General features: G+C 65.5%; 17 protein-coding genes, 1 tRNA gene, 1 pseudogene and 1 riboswitch. Of the genes and pseudogenes, 11 read left to right on the top strand and 8 right to left on the bottom strand.

Going from position 1 to position 19,983, the window contains the following annotated elements; translation table 11 throughout:
- Nucleotides 1–2 precede the first annotated feature (2 nt).
- The 3 genes from VSR34_RS12815 (at nucleotide 3) to VSR34_RS12805 (ending at nucleotide 3,819) form a co-directional block, all read left to right on the top strand.
- Entirely contained in the window at nucleotides 3–1,649 is a 1,647-nt protein-coding gene (locus tag VSR34_RS12815) for a sensor histidine kinase N-terminal domain-containing protein (RefSeq protein WP_342962642.1), read from the top strand.
- Between the two features lie 320 nt (nucleotides 1,650–1,969).
- Nucleotides 1,970–3,628: an MFS transporter gene (locus tag VSR34_RS12810; RefSeq protein WP_028211776.1), complete on the top strand. Its 1,659-nt coding sequence runs from the start codon at nucleotides 1,970–1,972 to the stop codon at nucleotides 3,626–3,628.
- Nucleotides 3,629–3,742: 114 nt separating this feature from the next.
- Nucleotides 3,743–3,819, top strand: a tRNA-Met gene (locus tag VSR34_RS12805).
- A gap of 209 nt (nucleotides 3,820–4,028) precedes the next feature.
- On the opposite strand, the gene VSR34_RS12800 is transcribed toward VSR34_RS12805, so the two are convergent.
- From VSR34_RS12800 to VSR34_RS12790, 3 genes are all read right to left on the bottom strand, one after another.
- The gene (locus tag VSR34_RS12800) at nucleotides 4,029–4,235 is read right to left on the bottom strand and encodes a hypothetical protein (protein ID WP_036018861.1); all 207 of its coding nucleotides are present in this window, start codon (nucleotides 4,233–4,235) and stop codon (nucleotides 4,029–4,031) included.
- A gap of 225 nt (nucleotides 4,236–4,460) precedes the next feature.
- A complete protein-coding gene (locus VSR34_RS12795; protein WP_342962641.1) occupies nucleotides 4,461–4,775 on the bottom strand; it encodes a hypothetical protein in 315 nt (104 codons plus the stop codon).
- Nucleotides 4,776–5,216: 441 nt separating this feature from the next.
- A complete protein-coding gene (locus VSR34_RS12790; RefSeq protein ID WP_342962689.1) occupies nucleotides 5,217–5,927 on the bottom strand; it encodes an FCD domain-containing protein in 711 nt (236 codons plus the stop codon).
- 141 nt (nucleotides 5,928–6,068) lie between these two features.
- Here VSR34_RS12790 and dgoD point away from each other — a divergent pair, with 141 nt between their 5' ends.
- Nucleotides 6,069–7,217: a galactonate dehydratase gene (gene dgoD, locus VSR34_RS12785; RefSeq protein ID WP_342962640.1), complete on the top strand. Its 1,149-nt coding sequence runs from the start codon at nucleotides 6,069–6,071 to the stop codon at nucleotides 7,215–7,217.
- A 285-nt stretch (nucleotides 7,218–7,502) separates the two neighbouring features.
- On the top strand, nucleotides 7,503–7,802 hold the full coding sequence (locus VSR34_RS12780; protein ID WP_342962639.1) for a hypothetical protein: 300 nt from the start codon (nucleotides 7,503–7,505) through the stop codon (nucleotides 7,800–7,802).
- Nucleotides 7,803–7,841: 39 nt separating this feature from the next.
- Here the strand turns inward: VSR34_RS12780 and VSR34_RS12775 are convergent, their stop codons facing one another.
- Nucleotides 7,842–8,768, bottom strand: coding sequence for a CopD family protein (locus VSR34_RS12775; RefSeq protein WP_342962638.1), 927 nt, complete (start codon nucleotides 8,766–8,768; stop codon nucleotides 7,842–7,844).
- Between the two features lie 665 nt (nucleotides 8,769–9,433).
- Between VSR34_RS12775 and VSR34_RS12770 the strand changes: the two genes are divergently transcribed.
- From VSR34_RS12770 to VSR34_RS12755, 4 genes are all read left to right on the top strand, one after another.
- A complete protein-coding gene (locus VSR34_RS12770; protein WP_028211782.1) occupies nucleotides 9,434–10,201 on the top strand; it encodes a c-type cytochrome in 768 nt (255 codons plus the stop codon).
- Nucleotides 10,202–10,223: 22 nt separating this feature from the next.
- On the top strand, nucleotides 10,224–11,519 hold the full coding sequence (locus VSR34_RS12765) for a cytochrome c (protein ID WP_028211783.1): 1,296 nt from the start codon (nucleotides 10,224–10,226) through the stop codon (nucleotides 11,517–11,519).
- A 288-nt stretch (nucleotides 11,520–11,807) separates the two neighbouring features.
- Entirely contained in the window at nucleotides 11,808–12,428 is a 621-nt protein-coding gene (locus VSR34_RS12760; protein ID WP_342962637.1) for a hemolysin III family protein, read from the top strand.
- 258 nt (nucleotides 12,429–12,686) lie between these two features.
- Nucleotides 12,687–14,342: a DEAD/DEAH box helicase gene (locus VSR34_RS12755; protein ID WP_342962636.1), complete on the top strand. Its 1,656-nt coding sequence runs from the start codon at nucleotides 12,687–12,689 to the stop codon at nucleotides 14,340–14,342.
- A gap of 113 nt (nucleotides 14,343–14,455) precedes the next feature.
- Here the strand turns inward: VSR34_RS12755 and VSR34_RS12750 are convergent, their stop codons facing one another.
- On the bottom strand, nucleotides 14,456–15,259 hold the full coding sequence (locus VSR34_RS12750) for a ferritin-like domain-containing protein (protein ID WP_342962688.1): 804 nt from the start codon (nucleotides 15,257–15,259) through the stop codon (nucleotides 14,456–14,458).
- A gap of 701 nt (nucleotides 15,260–15,960) precedes the next feature.
- Here VSR34_RS12750 and VSR34_RS12745 point away from each other — a divergent pair.
- Nucleotides 15,961–16,158, top strand: coding sequence for a hypothetical protein (locus tag VSR34_RS12745; RefSeq protein WP_028211787.1), 198 nt, complete (start codon nucleotides 15,961–15,963; stop codon nucleotides 16,156–16,158).
- Between the two features lie 267 nt (nucleotides 16,159–16,425).
- Here the strand turns inward: VSR34_RS12745 and VSR34_RS12740 are convergent, their stop codons facing one another.
- Nucleotides 16,426–16,800, bottom strand: a complete 375-nt coding sequence (locus VSR34_RS12740; protein ID WP_028211788.1) for a hypothetical protein — start codon at nucleotides 16,798–16,800, stop codon at nucleotides 16,426–16,428.
- Between the two features lie 248 nt (nucleotides 16,801–17,048).
- Here VSR34_RS12740 and VSR34_RS12735 point away from each other — a divergent pair, with 248 nt between their 5' ends.
- Nucleotides 17,049–17,735 (top strand): HAD family hydrolase, encoded by a 687-nt coding sequence (locus VSR34_RS12735; protein ID WP_028211789.1) that lies wholly within the window; start codon nucleotides 17,049–17,051, stop codon nucleotides 17,733–17,735.
- Between the two features lie 85 nt (nucleotides 17,736–17,820).
- Here VSR34_RS12735 and ribB read toward each other — a convergent pair whose 3' ends face one another.
- Both ribB and VSR34_RS12725 read right to left on the bottom strand, forming a co-directional pair.
- The gene (gene ribB, locus VSR34_RS12730) at nucleotides 17,821–18,549 is read right to left on the bottom strand and encodes a 3,4-dihydroxy-2-butanone-4-phosphate synthase (RefSeq protein WP_342962635.1); all 729 of its coding nucleotides are present in this window, start codon (nucleotides 18,547–18,549) and stop codon (nucleotides 17,821–17,823) included.
- Nucleotides 18,550–18,717: 168 nt separating this feature from the next.
- Nucleotides 18,718–18,890, bottom strand: a riboswitch (FMN riboswitch).
- A gap of 275 nt (nucleotides 18,891–19,165) precedes the next feature.
- Nucleotides 19,166–19,825, bottom strand: a pseudogene (locus VSR34_RS12725) (XRE family transcriptional regulator); the annotation flags it as partial.
- Between the last annotated feature and the right edge of the window lie 158 nt (nucleotides 19,826–19,983).

Here is a 19,983-nt window from a genome sequence, read left to right as displayed (position 1 = left end):
CGATGGCCGGGCGTCCCTCCATCGCGCGCGGCGCGTCGCCCAAAGGCGCGCGAGGCGTCGCCGCGGAGAACCCGTCGGGCGCGTCCGCATCCGCCGCGGACGCCCTCGACGACGACGCACGCGACGCCCGCTACGCCAATCCGTTCGCCCCGCCCGACGAAGCCGAAGCCGCCGCCGAGGCACGCCCGCGCTCGCTCTTCGGCGAAATTCTCGACTGGATGCTCGCGCCACTGCTGCTGCTCTGGCCGATGAGCATCGCGGTCACGTATCTCGTCGCGAAATCCATCGCCAACGGGCCCTTCGACCGTGCGCTCGAAACCGACGCCTATGTGCTCGCCCGCCAGATCCAGCCCGTGAACGGCGTGGCCGAGCTGACATTGCCCGCCTCCACGCGCGATTTCCTGCGCGCCGACAACGTCGACAGCGTGTACTACCAGGTGCTCGGAACGCGCGGCGAACTGGTGGGCGGCGACCGGGACATGCCGCTGCCGCACGACGACGACCGCCCGCCGCCGGGCGTGGTCGAGTTCCGCGACGACACGCTGCACGGCATCGATATCCGCGTCGCCTATACGACCGTCGATCCGGGGCACCTCGCCGCCGCCGGTCCGCAAGATCAGCCCGTGCTCGTGCAGGTCGCGGAGACGCTCGACAAGCGCCGCCAGCTCGCCAACGACATCATCAAGGGCGTGATCCTGCCGCAGTTCGTGATCTTGCCGCTCGCGATCCTGCTGGTGTGGTTCGGCCTCTCGCGCGGTCTCGCGCCGTTGCACGCGCTGCAATCGAACATCCGCATGCGCCGCCCCGACGACCTCTCGCCGCTCGAAGCGCGCCGCGCGCCGCCCGAGATCGAGCCGCTCGTCACCTCGTTCAACGATCTGCTCACGCGGCTCGAACAGAACATGGAGCTGCAAAAGCGCTTCATCGCCGACGCCGCGCATCAGATGAAGACGCCGCTCGCGGGCCTGCGCACCCAGGCCGAGCTTGCCTTGCGCCAGGACGCGCCGGCCGAAGTGCACCGCTCGCTCGAGCAGATCGCGACGAGCTCCGAGCACGCCGCGCGGCTCGTCACGCAACTGCTAGCGCTGGCCCGCGCGGAAAACCGCATGTCCGGGCAGATCTTCACGCCGGTCGACGTCGCGGACGTGGCGCGCCACGCCGTGCGCGACTGGGTGCAGCCGGCGCTCGCCAAGCAGATGGATCTCGGCTACGAAGGCCCGGAAAAGGACTACGGCGGGGAAGACGGCGGAGGTGACGATGAAGCGCCGACGCGCGTGGAAGTGGACGGCAACCCCGTGATGTTGCGCGAGATGCTCTCGAATCTCATCGACAACGCGATCCGCTACACGCCAGCAGGCGGACGCATCACCGTGCGCGTGCGGCCCGAGCCCGCGGCGGGCGTGGTCCATCTCGAAGTGGAAGATACGGGCATGGGCATTCCGGCCGCCGAGCGCGAGCGCGTGATCGAACGCTTCTACCGCATTCTCGGCCGCGACGGCGAAGGCAGCGGGCTCGGGCTCGCGATCGTGCGCGAGATCGCCACGATGCACGGCGGCACGCTCGCGATCGAAGACCATGTCTATCAGGAATCGCCACGTCTCGCCGGGACGCTCGTGCGCGTGACGCTGCGGCTGCGCGGGCGGGTTTGAGCCGTGCGCTCGCCGTCAGAGCGGCGAATCTGACCAATCGACTGTGAAATCCGGGATGGGACTTACCCTTACCCAACGCGTCCAGCCCGCCGCAGCAAGACGATGTTAGGAGACGTTGGCGCACGACTATGAGCAGTTGCCGCGTAATTAGGCGATGATGAGCGATCGAACCCCATTCCGACACGTTGCCAGCAAACCCCTACGCGCGTCAGAAACCAGTAAGTTTCCATTCCAATAATGCTCCGCAGGACCGCTGCGGGCAGCGTGCCGCACTTCGCCGCCCGACGGACCACACGCATATCAAAATACTGGAGACATTTATGGCAACCGTTGGCGGACAAGTCTCGCACGCGCCGATGACCCGCGACGAAAAACGCGTGATCTTCGCGTCGTCGCTCGGCACCGTGTTCGAGTGGTACGACTTCTATCTGGCCGGATCGCTTGCGGCCTTCATCAGCAAGAGCTTCTTCTCCGGCGTCAATCCGACCGCCGGCTTCATCTTCACGCTGCTCGGCTTTGCCGCCGGCTTTGCCGTGCGCCCGTTCGGCGCGCTCGTGTTCGGCCGGCTCGGCGACCTCGTGGGCCGCAAGCACACGTTCCTCATCACGATCGTCATCATGGGCCTTTCGACCTTCGTGGTGGGCTTCCTGCCTGGCTACGCGTCGATCGGCATTGCGTCGCCGGTGATCTTCATCGCCATGCGCCTTCTGCAGGGCCTCGCGCTCGGCGGCGAATACGGCGGTGCCGCGACCTACGTCGCGGAGCACGCGCCTGCCGGCCGCCGCGGCTTCTATACCTCGTGGATCCAGACGACGGCCACGCTCGGCCTGTTCCTCTCGCTGCTCGTGATCCTCGGTGTGCGCACCTTCACCGGCGAAGAGCAGTTTGCTGCGTGGGCCTGGCGCATTCCCTTCGTCGCATCGATCCTGTTGCTCGCCGTTTCGGTGTGGATTCGCCTGCAACTCGACGAATCGCCGGCGTTCAAGCGCATCAAGGCCGAAGGCAAGGTCTCGAAGGCCCCGCTCACGGAAGCATTCGGCCAGTGGAAGAACCTCAAGGTCGTGCTGCTCGCCCTCTTCGGCGTCACGGCCGGCCAGGCCGTGGTCTGGTACACGGGCCAGTTCTATGCGCTCTTCTTCCTCACGCAGACGCTCAAGGTGGACGGCGCCAGCGCCAACATCCTGATCGCGCTCGCGCTCCTGATCGGCACGCCGTTCTTCGTGTTCTTCGGCGCGCTCTCGGACAAGATCGGCCGCAAGCCCATCATCATGGCCGGCTGCCTGATCGCGGCGCTCACCTACTTCCCGATCTTCAAGGCCATCACGCACTACGCGAACCCGGCGCTCGAAGCCGCCACGCAGCGCGCGCCGATCGTCGTGATCGCGGACCCGGCCGAGTGCTCGTTCCAGTTCAACCCGGTGGGCACCTCGAAGTTCACGAGCTCGTGCGACATCGCCAAGAGCGCGCTCTCCAAGGCCGGCCTGAACTACGAGAACGTGGCCGCCCCGGCGGGCACGCTCGCGCAGATCAAGGTGGGCGACACGACCGTCGACACGTTCGACGGCCGTGCACCCGGCGCGAAGGAGGCGGGTGCGGTGTTCGACAAGACGCTTGCGGCTGCATTGAAGGCGGCGGGTTATCCGCTCAAGGCCGACCCGTCGCAGCTCAACTGGCCGATGACCGTGGTGATGCTGACGATCCTCGTGATCTTCGTGACGATGGTGTACGGGCCGATCGCGGCGATGCTGGTCGAGATGTTCCCGACGCGCATCCGCTACACGTCGATGTCGCTGCCCTATCACATCGGCAACGGCTGGTTCGGCGGCTTCCTGCCGGCGACGGCCTTCGCGATCGTGGCGGCACGCGGCGATATCTACTCGGGCCTCTGGTATCCGATCGTCATCGCACTGGGGACCTTCGTGATCGGCATGCTGTTCGTGAAGGAAACCAAGGACTCGGATATTTACGCGCAGGATTGATGGTTTGGCGGAGGCGCTTGCAGGCGGGACCGGTCGGGCCGCAAGCGCCGGTTTGAAAAAGATGGCGAAGGGGGTTGACACCCTCCGGGTGTATCGCCATAATTCGTCTTCTTCGGCGAATTAGCTCAGTCGGTTAGAGCGACGGAATCATAATCCGCAGGTCCGGGGTTCGAATCCCTGATTCGCCACCAGTTGTAAGAAGGCCGCTGTCCCGCAAGGGCAGCGGCCTTTTGTCTTTCGGGACGCTTCAAGTGCGAATCAGGTCACAACCCCACGCACACGTAGTTCCACGCCATGAGGTCGCCGTGCCGGCTTGCCAATGCAAACAGCCCGCTTGCCGTTCGAGTAGCGTGGATTGCGGCGTATCGCCTGGGTCGCGACGCGCACTGCGTGACCGGCACTACGGCGATACGACGGTACACTCACGCGGCACAAGACCGAGCAAATCGCGCAGGGCGTGCAGGCGTTGTCGATCTCGTGGAGACAGGCCAGTCTGCTCCAGCAGACCCTCTATCCTGGACGCCCAATAGTCAAAGCGGATGAGCTGCGGGCGGTGCACCAACGCATTCAACGCGCTCTCCAGTTGTTCGATCTCGGTCTTCGCCATGTTCACGGTCGCTTCCTTGTGTGTTTTGCGAAAGCATCGAATTTCAAATCTGCGGTCCTGACTCCACAGCCGCGATCTTCCGGCAATGACATCGCGTCTGTTCATGCCAAATCGCGTCGCTGTAACGGCAGTTAGTGGTCCTACGTGAGACGCACTACCAATCGACTGCGAAGAAGAGGAGCAGCCCGTGGCCGCTTGCTGCGACGAAAATCCTGCAACAGGACGCTAAGCGACATCGGCATTGTCGGCCGATGCACACAATTCGTGCTTTGCGATCGGCTCGGTCGCGGTCCACGGCGACCAATCGCCTTGCTCATTCGGGACGGCGACACGCAAGGCATGAGAGCCGTCGGAGAACGTGAGCCATTCAATGCTGAGGCGCCAGTCCGCGGCAGGGTCGGCGGCACGGACGTCGCCGCTTCCCTGCTTGAAGTGGAGATTGCCCTCCTGCAGGACGGCAAGCGCCGAATGGCGTTCTGGTTGTGCGCGATTGCGATTCCACCGGTTAAGCAGTCTGGCAGCAATTTCGGCGTCGAACATGTCTAGCGTTCCTCAACGGGCTGATACAGAGATCGACCCAGGCGCATAACTGCGGGGCACGGATCTGACCTGGACGCCGCTTTCACGATCACGCGCAGGCAGGCCATCTAGCAGCGGTTGCCCGAGCAGGCTCTGCCGCACCGCGAAAACCTGAGGCCAGGCTCGATCGACGCGCCTGACACAAGAGCCATATATCGCCCCCGGAAATCGGCGCACACGGAATGACAGCCGCAGATATTGCGCAATCGTTTGCTTCTTCATTCCGAACGAACCCCGGACATCATGGCGATTGACTTGGTAACGGCCTCGCCTTGGAAGGTTTTGATTGGGGTAAACCCTGAATCCTTCCGGACCGCATCGGAGGCCAGGGACACGTTTCACGTCCTCACTTGCGGCGCCCGTTTGCGATTCGTTGCGCGCACACCCATCTGGCACAAACGCTCAACTCTCGATGCGCTCGCGCGTCACCTGCAACAACGCCGCCATCGCGTGGCTCGCTGCCTGCGCGTCGCGACGAGCAATCGCCTCGTACACGGCAGTGTGATCCGGCAACGCCGCGTTGAAGACTTCCGCGCGCTTCGCGTTCACGCGCAACTGGCCTTCCAGCGTCCGCTCGATCAGCGTACCGAGCGGCACCAGCAATTCATTGCGGCAAGCGCCGAGCACGGCAAGATGAAAGCGCAGGTCCGCGCGCACCCATTCGTCTACATTGCGCGCCTGCGCCATCGCATCATGCGCGCTGGCGAGCGACGCAAGCGCGTCGGCATCGTGCGCACTGGCGGCCAGGCCCGCCGCGAACGGCTCGATCATCTCGCGCATTTCCTGGAGCTTGAGCGCAAAGGCCAGCGGCGGTGCCACACGCGCGTACCAGTCGAGCACGTCGGCATCCAGCAGGTTCCAGGCGTCACGCGCGCGCACCCGGGTGCCCACGCGCGGGCGCGATTCCACGAGCCCCTTCGAAGTGAGCGTGCGCAGCGCCTCGCGCAGCACCGTGCGGCTCACATCGAAGGTTTCCATCAGTTCGGCCTCGCGCGGCAGCACCGTCGCGGGCGGATAGTCGCCACGCAGGATTGCGCTGCCGAGTTCGTAGGCCACGGTGCCATGCAGATCGCGTTGAATCAGCTTTCTCCGCGAGGAATGGGCGGTGCGAATCCAGTCCAGATACTGGGAATCGACACGAAATAATACTATTAATAGCACTTAAAGGCGAATTTTGCAGTAGTATGTGCACCTGAACAGTGCCGCGCGCGTTGTGCGCCGCGCCGCCCTACCGCCCTGCACAGGAGACACCGCATGAAAATCACCAGGCTCGAAACCTTCGTCGTTCCGCCGCGCTGGCTCTTTCTCAAGATCGAAACGGACGAGGGCATCGTCGGCTGGGGCGAGCCGGTCGTCGAGGGTCGCGCCCACACGGTCGCAGCCGCCGTCGAAGAACTCGCCGACTATCTGATCGGCAAGGACCCGCTCCTCATCGAAGACCATTGGCAGGTGATGTACCGCGCGGGCTTCTACCGTGGCGGCCCGATCTCGATGAGCGCCATTGCAGGCGTCGACCAGGCGCTATGGGACATCCTGGGCAAGCACCATGGCGTGCCCGTGCATGCGCTGCTCGGCGGCCAGGTGCGCGACAAGATCAAGGTGTATTCGTGGATCGGCGGCGACCGTCCGAGCGACGTCGCCAACAACGCGCGCGCCGTGGTCGAGCGCGGCTTCAAGGCCGTGAAGATGAACGGCTCCGAAGAGCTGCAGATCATCGACACGTTCGACAAGGTACAAGGCGTCATCAACAACGTCGCGGCTGTGCGCGAAGCCGTGGGCCCGAACGTCGGCATTGGCGTGGACTTCCATGGACGTGTGCACAAACCGATGGCCAAGGTGCTCGCGAAGGAACTCGATCCGTTCAAGCTGATGTTCATCGAAGAGCCGGTGCTTTCCGAGAACGTCGAGGCGCTGCGCGACATCGTCAACCAGACCAGCACGCCGATCGCGCTTGGTGAGCGCCTCTACTCGCGCTGGGACTTCAAGCACATTCTCGCCGGCGGCTACGTCGACATCATCCAGCCCGACGCCTCGCACGCGGGCGGCATCACCGAGTGCCGCAAGATCGCCGCGATGGCCGAGGCGTACGACGTCGCGCTCGCGCTGCACTGCCCGCTCGGTCCGATCGCGCTCGCCACCTGCCTGCAGATCGACGCGGTGAGCTACAACGCGTTCATCCAGGAACAGAGCCTCGGCATTCACTACAACAAGGGCAACGACCTGCTCGACTACATCAGGAATCCCGAGGTTTTCAGGTACGAGGACGGCTTCGTGTCGATTCCGCAGGGCCCGGGCCTCGGCATCGAGGTGAACGAAGAGAAAGTGCGCGAGATGGCGAAAACCGGGCACCGCTGGCGCAATCCGGTGTGGCGTCACGAGGACGGCAGCGTCGCCGAATGGTGATGCACAGATGAAACGCCAAACGCGCGGCAGCCACGGTGACGCGGCGCGGTCAATTCCGCGCGTTTCGGCGATGTAACGTTTCCCGAGGCTTTGCGTGCTCCTGCACGCGCGCTTGCGATTCGCTCGAACGGCCTATGTCGTTTGCACACACAGCGAGTTCACGCAAACCCGCGCCGCTCATGGCGCTGCCATCAGCGAACGCAGCCTGCACGGGCCGGCGCTTCCCACTGGCCTGCTCCTTGCTGATTTCCCTGCAACCCAACCTCTGCGTTGCAAGGGATTTCCATGGATGCGTCGCTTCCCGACTATCTGATCCGCGAACAAGCCGCCGTGGGCGCGCTCGTCCTCTTCGGCTTTCTGCGCGTGCTCGCCGGCGCCATCGCCTGCGCGCGCGGCTGGCGCATTGGCTGGGTGGAGTACGCCGCGATTGGCGCCGCGGCGCTATGGTGCGCGCCGCAACTGGTCGCACTGATCGCGAATCCTTCATCGGTTGCCGCGCTCGCGGGACTCGAAGGCAACGCCACCGGCTGCGCCATCGCCCTCTTCTTCGCGCCGATCCTCAGTCACCGGCTCGGCTACGAATAAGCTGCCAGGAAGCGACGAGCAAGCCGCTGCGACGACATTTCAGCCCTGCAACACGTAGCCCGGCACGCTGTGCGCGAGCACGGCCGCCGTCACCAGCACGCCGATCATGACGATCGCTTCGAGATGGATCACGTTGACGAAGCGGCGCGCCGCCGCCGTCGACGCGGAGCGCCGCAGTTCCGGCATCGCCACCAGCCGGTTGAAGCCGCCCATCACGAGTGCGATCAGAACGAGCGCCACCTTGATGAGAAGCACACGACCCCACGTGCTGTTCACGATGGCGTCGATCGAACCGCCGCTGCCGCGCAGCGCGTCGAACACGCCCGTCGCGATCACGAAGCCCACGGCGAAGAACGCCACGTTCGAGACCTGGCCCGCGGTGCGGATCAGCACGCCGCGCGCGGTCGAAGCGCCGAGCGCCGGCAGCACGGCGAGGCCGCCCGCCATGACGATGCCGCTCCACGCGCTGGCGCTGAGCAAGTGCAGCGTATGCAGCCCGAGCGCCGCCGAAGCGAGGCCGGCATCGGCGGCATGGCCGAGGCCCGCGCGACCCGCAGCGATGGCGACGAGCGCGAGCCACAGCACGCCATCGCGCGCCACGCTGGCGGTCGCGAACGCGCAGCCGAACAGCACGAGCGCCCCCGCGAGCGCGACGGACCATGCGTGGCCAACGCGCGTTTGCGAGAGCACGGTGCGCACCACGCCGAACGCGCCGGGCAACGATTCGCCGCTCACCGCCGCGCTCTCGTAAAGCATCCACATGACGAGCGCGACCACGAGCACGAACGCCGAGGCACGCAACGAGCGTTGCGCGCGCAGCCATGCAAGGCGCGCGGGTGCGACCGGCGTGCGGCCGTCCTTGTCGAGCCAGGCGCCATAGAACGCCGACCCTAGCGCGAACGCATAGGCCATGTTGACGATGGCCGCCATGGCGACCTGCCCGATCGAGAGCCAGTCAGCGTTCATCGGACTTCGCCCTCCCGCGTGAAGCTCGCGCGAACGGCGCGCGAAGCGGAACGGGTGGCTTGCAGCAACGATAGGGAAAGTGCAATAGGAGTCATCGAGACGAGTGGCAAGGAAACAACATGAAAACAACATGAAAACAGCAGCCGCAGCGCGCGCAGCACGTCGCGCGTCCCGCAGCGGTGCCTGCTTCGATAGCTGCCGCATGAATCGGTTCAACGCGCGGTTCAATGCGCGGTTCAATGCGCGGTTCGATGCGCGGTTCGATGCACGCACGTCGCCGATTCGATGCGCCGTCAACGCCAGTTCAATGCACGAGCATCGAGTCACGAAGGGGAACCCAAGCAGCACGCTCGTGCAGCGTCATCCTCAGTCATGCGAACGGCATCCGGTGCTCGCCGGATGGGGCGCCGGTGAGGGACAACCCCGTGTCACCGATTGGCGAACAGGTGCAGAATCATAACCGGCGCCGCGACCCTCGGCCGCAAGCGCGTCGCGCGGCGGCTCGAGGGCATCGCGAGACGCTTGTGGCGCATGTGGCAAATGGTCACTATTAGTCCCGGATGCTAGAATCTGCTGCGTCGCCGCAGCGCGCACGGGTCTTCTGCTTTCATCGCGCGCAGCCTACAAGCCGGGCCGTTCGAAGCCTGGTCAGGTCCACGATAAAGATGGAGTTACGCGTGTCCCCAAGACGTATCTTCCGACCGCTCATTCCGCTCGTCGCGCCTCTGGGAGCAGCACTTTTGCTCGGGGCGACCAGCGTTCTCAGCGCTGCATACGCCCAAACGGCGGCGTCAGCCCCACAGCCCAAAGCCCCCGACACCATCGCTTCCCGCGTGCAGGGTTGTACCGCGTGCCACGGCACGCACGGCCAGGGCACCGACAACGATTACTTCCCGCGTCTCGCGGGCAAACCGGCCGAGTACCTGTTCAACCAGCTAATGAACTTCCGCGAGGGTCGCCGCAAGTACCCTCCGATGAATTATCTGGTCACCTATCTCTCCGACGATTACCTGCACGAGATCGCGACATACTTCTCGCAGCAGCGACCGCCCTATCCGCCGCCCGCGAAGCCTTCGGTCGGCAGTGACACGCTCGCGCGCGGTCAGGCCATCGTGCTGCACGGCGATCCGGCCAAGCAGGTGCCCGCCTGCGCGGCGTGCCATGGCGCGAAGCTCACGGGCATGGAGCCGGCCATTCCTGGCCTCGTCGGTTTGCATGCGGACTATATCAGCGCGCAGATCGGCGCCTGGCGCTCGGGCTCGCGGCATGCGAAGGCACCGGACTGCATGCATGAGATCGCCACGCGCCTCACCGACAATGACGTGAATGCGGTCGCGGCCTGGCTCTCCACGCAGAGCGCGCCGCAGAACCCCGTGCCGGCGCCCGCTGGCTCACTGAAGACGCCGCTTGCCTGCGGCAGCGAACCGCAATAAGGCGCCGGGGGAGACAGCCGATATGAACCGAAAGTCCCTGTTCGCACTTTCCGCCGTCGTCGTGGCCGCCGCCGCGGCCCTCGTACCGGTGCTCTGGTCGGGCACCGACTGGCTGCGCAATGGCGCCGTGCAGGCCGCGACGCCCGCCGACCAGGCCGACCTCATCAAGAAGGGCGAATACCTCGCCCGCGCCGGCGACTGCATTGCCTGCCACACGGTGCGCGGCGGCCAGATGTTCGCGGGCGGCTTGCCGATGGCCACGCCGTTCGGCACGCTCTACACGCCCAACATCACGCCCGACGACCAGTACGGCATCGGCAAGTGGAGCGCCAACGACTTCTACCGCGCCATGCACACGGGTCGCTCGAAGGACGGCAGCCTGCTCTATCCGGCCTTCCCGTTCACGAGCTACACCAGGGTCACGCGCGCCGACTCGGACGCGATCTTCGCCTATCTGCGCTCGGTACCGCCGGTGAACGTGCCGAGCCGGCCGCACGAACTCAAGTTCCCGTTCAACAACCGCAACCTGCTGATCGGCTGGCGCACGCTGTTCTTCCGCGAGGGCGAATACAAGCCCGATCCGACCAAATCGGTCGAATGGAATCGCGGCGCGTATCTCGTGGAAGGCCTCGGCCACTGCGGCATGTGCCATACCTCGATCAACGCGATGGGCGGTCCGGTCAACTCGGCGGCTTTCGCGGGCGGTCTGATCCCGCTGCAGAACTGGTACGCGCCGTCGCTCACGGGCAGCGAAGGCGGCCTCGGCGACTGGGACATCAGGGACATCTCGAGTCTCCTGAAGACCGGCGTTTCCGAGCGCGGCGCCGTGTTCGGCCCGATGGCGGACGTGATCCACAACAGTCTGCAATATCTCTCGGATGACGACATCCACGCGATGGCCACGTACCTGAAGACCATCCCGCAGAAGAAGGAAGCGCCCGAAACGATGCAAATGGAGACATCGGAAGCGTTTGGTGGCGAACTCTTGCAGCAAGGTCAGAAGATCTACCATGACCAGTGTGCCAAGTGCCACGCGGACAACGGTCTCGGCATGCCGCCGAACTTCCCGCCGCTTGCGAACAATCAGTCTATCCAGATGCATTCGGCCGTGAATCCGATCCGCATGGTGCTCAACGGCGGTTATCCGCCGAGCACGGAGGGCAACCCGCGCCCTTACGGCATGCCGCCGTTCGCACAGTCGCTCTCGAATCAGGAGGTGGCGGCGGTCGTGACGTTCATCCGTATGTCGTGGGGCAACAAGGGCATGCCGGTGTCCCCGCAACAGGTCGCCGATCTGCGCTCGTCGCCGCTCGACTGACCGGCGCCGGCGTCGACCGGGGTTGGCGCTTCAGCGCTCGCTCGGGTCCCACGCCGAGCGCGACGGCCCCCGCAGGCCGTTACTGCTATAGTGGCGTTTGCCTGCCAGGGCGCAATCCGCGGAAACCGCGGGCTGCGCCCTTCGCCATTTGTCGCCGGCCGCGCGGTGTAGCCCGCTCCGTGGCCCGTCAGGCATGGGTTTGGGCGCTGTGGTCGAGCACTGCGGACCGCGCAGGGGGGATCTGTTTCCCCTGCGCACTACGGGCGAAAAGAACAAGGAGTGGTCGTCATGCACGCCGGTGAGCGTCTGAACAGCATGACTCACCTCGTGGGCGCGATGTTGTCGGTAGCGGGGCTGGTCTCGCTCGTGACGCTCGCCGCGCTGGATCACGACGCGTACAAGGTCGTGAGCTTTGCGGTATACGGGGCAATGTTGTGTGCGCTGTACACGATCTCGACGCTGTATCACGGCGTGCGCGGCGTGCGCCTGAAAGCCGTGCTGCAGAAGTGCGACCATGCCGCGATCTATCTGCTCATCGCGGGAAGCTATACTCCGTTCTCGCTCGTGACCCTGCGCGGGCCTTGGGGCTGGTCGCTCTTCGGCGTGAGTTGGGGGCTCGCGGCCCTCGGCATCGTCCAGGAGCTCACGCTCGGGCGGCGCACCAGGGCGTTTTCGATGGTGCTGTACGTGGTGATGGGCTGGCTCGCGGTGGTGGCGGTTCGCCCGCTCGTCGAGGCCCTGCCGACGGCAGGCACGGCGTGGCTACTCGCCGGCGGCCTCATCTACAGCGCCGGCATTTATTTTTTCGTCAATGACGAACGCATCCGGCACGGACATGGAATCTGGCATCTGTTCGTGCTCGCCGGGAGCGTCTGTCAATTCGTGAGCGTCGCGCGCTACGTCGCGTGACGCGTCAATGTGAAGGCATCGCCCGGTCGCCGCAGTGTCCGCGACCGGGCGACGCAACTTAACGCCAGACGACGTGTCTTGATCGACCGTCCGTTCCATTAAGAAAAAATGCGGCGCGCGCACTGGCGCGCCGTCCGAACAACGCATGAGAGCGGCTTCACCGGGCGCATTCGAACCCGGGAACGCTGGTTTGGCTGCGCAGCGCGCCTCCATGGGCCGCGAAGCGACGCCAGCGCTGATGCAATACAACAGGTGTTTATGTCTTTCGATTCTCTCGGCTTGTCCGAACCGCTGGTCCGCGCCGTCAACGAACTTGGCTACAGCACGCCCACGCCGATCCAGGCGCAAGCGATTCCCGCCGTGCTCGGCGGCGGCGACCTGCTCGCCGGCGCGCAAACCGGCACAGGCAAGACCGCCGGCTTCACGCTGCCGATCCTGCAACGCCTCTCGGACATGCCACCGGGCGCGAATGGCAAGCGCGTGGTGCGGGCGCTGATCCTCACGCCCACGCGTGAACTCGCCGCACAGGTCGAAGAGAGCGTGCGCGCCTACGGCAAGTATCTGAAGCTCAAGTCCACGGTGATGTTCGGCGGCGTGGGCATCAATCCGCAGATCGACGCGCTCAGGCGCGGCGTGGACATCGTGGTCGCGACGCCAGGGCGCCTGCTCGATCACATGCAGCAGAAGACGATCGACCTTTCTCAGCTCGAGATTCTCGTGCTCGACGAAGCCGATCGCATGCTCGACATGGGCTTCATCCACGACATCAAGCGCGTGCTCGCGAAGCTGCCGCCCAAGCGCCAGAACTTGCTCTTCTCGGCCACGTTCGCCGACGAGATCAAGGCGCTCGCCGACAACCTGCTCGACTCGCCGGCGCTCATCGAAGTCGCGCGCCGCAACACCACGGCCGAAACCGTTGCGCAGAAGATCTATCCCGTCGACCGCGACCGCAAGCGCGACCTGCTCACGCACCTCATCCGCCAGCACAACTGGTTCCAGGTGCTCGTGTTCACGCGCACGAAGCACGGCGCGAACCGCCTTGCCGAGCAACTCACGAAGGACGGCATCAGCGCGCTCGCGATTCACGGCAACAAGAGCCAATCGGCGCGCACGCGCGCGTTGAGCGAGTTCAAGGACGGCACGCTGCAGGTCCTGGTCGCCACCGACATCGCCGCGCGCGGCATCGATATCGACCAGCTCCCGCACGTGGTGAACTACGACCTGCCGAACGTGCCCGAGGACTATGTGCACCGCATCGGCCGCACCGGCCGCGCGGGCGCGACGGGCGAGGCGGTGTCGCTCGTGTGCGTGGACGAGCATCAGCTGCTCAAGGACATCGAGAAGCTGATCAAGCGCGCAGTGCCGCAAGAGGTCATTCCGGGCTTCGAGCCGGACCCGAACGCGAAGCCGGAGCCGATCCAGCGCCGTAGCCAGCCGCAAGGCCGCTCGCCGCGCCAGGGGCAAGGTCAGGGCCGCGGGGCGTCGAATGGCGCCAACAGCGGCCGCCCAGCGCAAGCGCGTGAAGCACGCGAGCCGCGCGAATCGCGCGGCGGTAATCGCGAAGGTGGGCGCGAAGGTGGGCGCGAAGGTGGGCGCGAAGGTAATCGTGACGGTGGCCGTGAAAGCAACCGCGCGCAGGCATCCAATAGCGGCGGCAATGGCGGTCAGCGCCAGGCCAAGCCGGCTTCGAACGGCGGCGGCGTGCGCACGGCAAAACCCGTCAAGCAAGGCGCGAATCACGGCGCACAAGGCGCGCGCGGCGAGCACACGCGCCGCGAAAGTCAGCGCGGCGTCTCGCACGAGAGCGCGCTTGGCCGCCCGCAACGCAAGCCGCAATCCAACCCCGGCGCGCTGCTCGGCGGCCGCCCGGGCGGCAGCAATCGGCGCGACGGCAACGGCCAGCGCGATCGCTGATCTCCCGCGCTCCCGCCCCTCAGTCGGCCGTGCGTCGGTCGTTGTGCGGCGGGCGCTACTGCAGACAAAAAAGCCCGCTTTCCAGCGGGCTTTTTTTTCGCGGCGCGCCAGCGCTAGCGGAAGAAAACGTGCTGCGTGATCTTCGCGAGCGGATAGTGCACACCCGGCTGAATCTTCGCGGGCAGGTTGAGCGGCTTGAGCAGCATCTTCACGCACATGTCGGCGGAAAGATTGCGGCGCACGAGCTTGTTCACGCGTGCGGTCAACTCGCGGCTATAGGCCTCGTCGCGTACGCGGTCGGGATAGCGGCCCGCGAATACATGACGCAGCGCGATCTCGGAATCCTCGTTCTTGATCTCCATCACGCGGCGCATGAGCGCACCGAGCACGGCCAGACGCCCATGGCCTTCTATCTGGTTGTACTTCTTGAAATAGCGGAAAAAGTGCTTGTAGTGGCGCACTTCGTCGCTGCGGATGTTGTCGGTGATTTCCTTGAGCACGGGGTCGTTCGAGCATTCGCCGATCGCACGGTAGAGCGTCGCCGTGCCGGTTTCCACCACGCAGCGCGCCACCATTTCAAGCGCGCGGGTCCTCTCGAACTCCTCGAACGAACAGGTCTTCGAATACTCGTCGATGAAATTTCGGAACGCCGTATCCCAGTCGAAGTCGGGCCATACGTGTTGAATGTAGGTCTTCAGCGCACGGCCATGCTGAAGCTCCTCGGGCTCCCATTCGCGATTGAGCCACTCCGAGACTTCGGGGTCGCCGTTGAAAAACACGCTCAGGTTGCTGGTGTAAAGGTCGGAGCCGCTTTCGATGAACGAAGAGGCGCACAGGAGCAGCATCAGATCTTCGTTGGCGGCGGCCCGTCGACGGTCGATACGGCTGAGATCGATGTCTTCGATGCGCCATGGCATCTCATGGCGAGGCTCGTTGTCGTTACGCATTGTGTCGTACTCCCGAAGCGGTCGCTACGCTCACGGCGCGCGGCGCATGACCGGCGCCCCCCGAGGCTCGGCATGTCGTGTCTGTCGCGCAGTGAAAGGTTATCAGCCATCCCTATTGCATCTTAGCTGTTGTTTCGCGTAGCTGCAGTTATTCAGCACAGACCGTACCTGTTGCCTACAGTTCCGGGAACAAACACCTCGTTTGCACCACATCGTGAGTCGGGATGCGGCGCGGGTGGCCATGCCCGCTTGCCACGTTGCCGTGCTGGTCGACTCATCGAGCTGTCGGGGGCAAGCGCGAAAGCGCATGTCCCGCGACGCCAGTCGCGATGCAGAGGCCGTGCCCTTGCCGCAGTGCGGTAAGAACCTCAAGTGATTTCGCGAATCGGGGCGGCTCGCACTACCGCTGCGCGTGGCCTCGAATGTCAAAGGGAAAATTTTCGGGGTGTGGTTTGTACAACGCGGCGGTGTTGACTACACTCCAGTTCCCCGAGGCAGATCCCGGGCTGGATGCCGTTTTGGCCGCGCAGAGGCGGTTCGGGCGGCCGGTCCCTCCAGTCATTCGATCTGCGTCGTTGCAGGCTTTCGCTCACACCACCGCATTTTTGTCGCCGCGCCGCCCTGCGGGCCGCAACGGGCGACCTCTGATGCGGCAACACGGAGAGAGAACGATGCTGAGTCCGCATGAATTCGCCACCCTGCTGCTAGTGAAGGACGCCCCCAATCAGCTCGACATGGAGCGAGAAGAACTGGACGCCTTGCTCGAACGACAGCTCGTCCAACTGGAGCGCCTCGCTTCCGGCCTCCAGCAATGGCGACTAACCGAAATCGGCGACTCTGCGTTGCGCGCCATCAAACGGTGTTCGTAGCCTGAGCCTGCGGGTCAGGCGCCCGCCCAGCCACAGGCCCCATTGCCCTTTACCGATTTGCGCGGACGCGAGGTCGTCCGCCAGCCCGACTTGTCGGGCACGTCCCCGATGCAGGCGCACGGCAGTAGACGTACGCGCCTGCAGTGCATGGTCACGCGGACCCGCGCGCTTCATGCCCGCGTGACCATTTTTTTGCGCACTGTTGCGTGCTCTCGTCCGGGAGCGGATTGCCTGCGCTCACGAGCGCCTTGCCACTGAATTGCCCGTCTAGCCCGCCCGCAGCGTGGGGTCGGCTGCTGCACGCCAGCTCAGCGCCTGCGCGCGCTGGGCGTTGAGGAACTTCACCCACTGGCTATGCGCCTCGGGCTCGGTGCTTTTGCCGAGCGCGGCGTACTGCTGCGCGAGCGCCACCTGAAAACCGCAAAACTGGTCCTGAGGCAACCTGCCGCGTCGATTGGCAACCCAGGCGTCGAGAATCGCCGAGTAGACGCCCGGCGCGTACGCGCCGAAGTCCGCCGTTTGGCCGCACATCTGCTGCAAGGCGGCGAGCGAAGGCGCGCGCCCCCCTCCCTCGGGCCCCGGCGGCGCGCCAACGCACCCCGCGACCAGTATGGCCGCACCGATCATCGCTATTCCACGCATGATTGCCTCGTTGCAGTTTTCGACGGTTGGAACAGTGGCGTCCCGACGCCGCCATTGTCGCACCGAGCCGCGCGAGCCACATCTGGCCGGTCCGCCGGGGCGAGGGAAGCGGATGACGTCGTGGCCCCTGAGCCCACTCCGTGCAAAAAGCAAAAGCACGTATGATGGGGGGTTTCCACCTTCTCGCCTGCCTGGCCGCAGCGCGCATCGGCCCTTGGCCAAGCGTCGCCCGGCCTCTCGTTTCACGCATGATCGACCATCTCATCTGCGACTGTGACGGCGTGCTCGTCGACAGCGAAGTCATCGCCGACCGCGTGCTTTTCGAAACGCTCAGCAGCACCTTCCCCGGCATCGATTTCCACGCCGCCGTGAATGCGGCGTTCGGCCAGCAGACCTCGCGCTTTCTCGCCGACGTCGCCGCGCGCTTCAACCTCACGCTGCCCGACGACTTTCTCGAGACGATCGAGCATCGCTGCGAAGCCGCCATTGCGGAATCGGTGAGCCCGATCAACGGCGTACGCGATGCCTTGCACAAGGTCACGCTGCCTGCCGCCGTCGTCTCGAACAGCCGGATCACGCGCGTGCACGCCTCGGTGCGGCGCGCCGGGCTCGACACGATCTTCGGCGAGCGGATCTTCAGCGCCGAGCAGGTCGCGCGTCCCAAGCCTTACCCGGACGTCTATCTGCACGCGGCGCGGCAACTCGGCGTGGAGCCGGCGCGCTGCGTCGTCGTGGAGGACAGCATTTCGGGGTTGAATGCCGCGCGCGCGGCCGGCATGAAGACGATCGCGTTCGTCGGCGCGAGCCATATCCCTTCTGGCTACGCCGATGTGCTGCGCGAGATGGGCATCACGCGCATCATGGCGCACATGGAAGAGCTGCCCGCGCTCGTCGAGGCCGGCGTGCGCGGCGAGTTCGGCGACGTGCAGTCGTAAAATCCGGCTGCGCGCCCGCGGAAGACGCGCGACGCAGCGCCCAACAGCGCCACGTCGCTCGACCCGCTACTTCGGCCAGCCCGCGTCAGGCCGGCTCGGCGCAGCGCTCGCGCGCCACGGCGAGCGACTCGCGAAACGCCACGAGTTCGGCAATCGTCAGCATCGGCAGGTTGTGGAGTTTCGCGAAGTCGTCGATCTGCTTGCCGCGCGCCATCGTGCCGTCGGGGTTCATCAGCTCGCAGAGCACGCCCGCAGGCGCGAGGCCCGCGAGCACCGCCAGGTCCACGGTGCCTTCGGTGTGGCCGCGGCGCGCCAGCACGCCGCCTTGCTGGGCACGCAGCGGGAACACATGACCGGGGCGCACGATGTCGGCCGGCTTCGCGTTCGGGGCGATCGCGGCGCGGATCGTCGTCACCCGGTCGGCGGCCGAAACGCCCGTGCTCACGCCGTCGCGCGCCTCGATCGAGACCGTGAACGCGGTGCGGTTGCGGCTTTCGTTGTGCGACACCATCGGCGGAAGTTCGAGCGCGCGCACCTTGTCTTCCGAGAGGCACAGGCAGACGATGCCGCTGCATTCGCGGATGAAGAGCGCCATCGTTTCGGTCGTGAGGCGCTCGGCGGCGACGATCAGATCGGCTTCGTCCTCGCGGTCGTGGTCGTCCTGCAGGACGACCGGGCGGCCTTCACGCATGGCTTGCAGCGCGGCGGCGATGCGCGGCGGCATCGGTTCCGATTCGAGAAACGGGAGATCGGCAGCGGCGTCGAGCGGCGCGCCTTGGGACGATGCGAAGGTGGAACTGGCAGTAAGAGACATGTGAAACGCTCCTCGCGAGAGTTAGGCGAAAAACGTTTCAGGGCATTGCAAACAGACAGGAATCCCCGGCGCGCGCCGTTCGGCAGACATGCCGCGTGCCTCGAACACAACGAGGAACGCACGCGTATCGGCCGAAACGCCGCGGCGGATGGGCAAACATGACCATCTGCACATCTTCTTCCATCCGGACTATGACCGTCGGCTCTGGCTTCGCACCAGATCTGCTGACCCTGCGCGCAAACAACGAGGCTCGCGCAGGCGCTCGCGGGCTCGCAGGCCTTGCCTTGCGGCGCGGCCGGCATACCGCCGGTGGGGAATTGCACCCCGCCCTGAAGACGCACTGATTACCGGCTCATTAGCTGAATTAGCCGGCGGGCAAAGAATATAACAGGCCGCGCGATCGTGCAGCGCGAAAAAGCTCGATTAGACAAGGCTACCGAAACGGGTCTTGTGCATTCCCGCATCGGCGCAAGGTCCGCCTGGTGGGGCGCAGCGCCGTTCATACCGGCCGCGCGGCCACTTCGGCGATTTCATGGGCCGTCTCGACCGCATCGCTCGCATCGACTGGATCGGCCGCATCGACCGTCGATCCCGGCTCGCCGGCGGACGCCGGGGCAGGCACGCCCCAACGCGGCGGTGTCTCGGCGTTCAGCGTCACGCGGAACACGCGCGCTTCGGTGTCGCCGGGATTACGCAGGCTGTGCGGCTGGTCGGCGTCGAACTGAATCGCGTCGCCCGTTGCGAGCAGTTGGCGCCGATCGTTCACGCGCACTTCGAGCGTGCCCTCGCTCACCACGAGATTCATCGTGGTGCCGGGCGGCCGACGCACGCCGGGCTCCGTATGCAGCGCCGCCACGCGCAGTTCGTGGAATTCGACGGCGGTGCGCTCGCCTTCCGGGTAGAGTGCGCGCGCCGAGTAGCGGCCGTCGGCGGAAACGAGTCGCGGCGCGCGCTCGGCGGGCAGATGCTCGAAACCGTTCACGGCATGGCGCCGCAAGAACGCCGCAACCGATACCTTCAGCGCCGCCGCCACCTTGCACAGCACCTTGATCGACGGCACGCTGCGCGCCGACTCGACCTGGGCCAGCATCGCGCGCGAGACACCCGAGGCGCGCGCAAGCGCGTCGAGAGAAAGCTGGCGTTCGGCGCGCAACCGCGCGAGATTCACGCCCACGAGATGCTCGAGCGTGTCGAACGTGTCGGGCGCGTATCCGGATCCTTCGGTCTGCGCAATATTGGGCTGCGCATCGCGCACGAGCGCGAGAGGGGAATGCATGGCTGCCTCCTGGCGCGCCGCGTGGAAGCAGCGCATGAGCGTGAATGGAGGCAAGACTAGCATCGCGATTTGCCGCGCCCAACGAAGTTATCTTCACACTGTTATCAGCATTGCAGAGCGGGATTCGGGGATTGCTTTCGCGCCCTGCGCATAAGGCG

This window comes from Paraburkholderia sp. JHI2823, from assembly GCF_038900695.1.
GTDB lineage: Bacteria > Pseudomonadota > Gammaproteobacteria > Burkholderiales > Burkholderiaceae > Paraburkholderia > Paraburkholderia mimosarum.
This window is presented reverse-complemented; position numbering and strand designations above follow the sequence as displayed.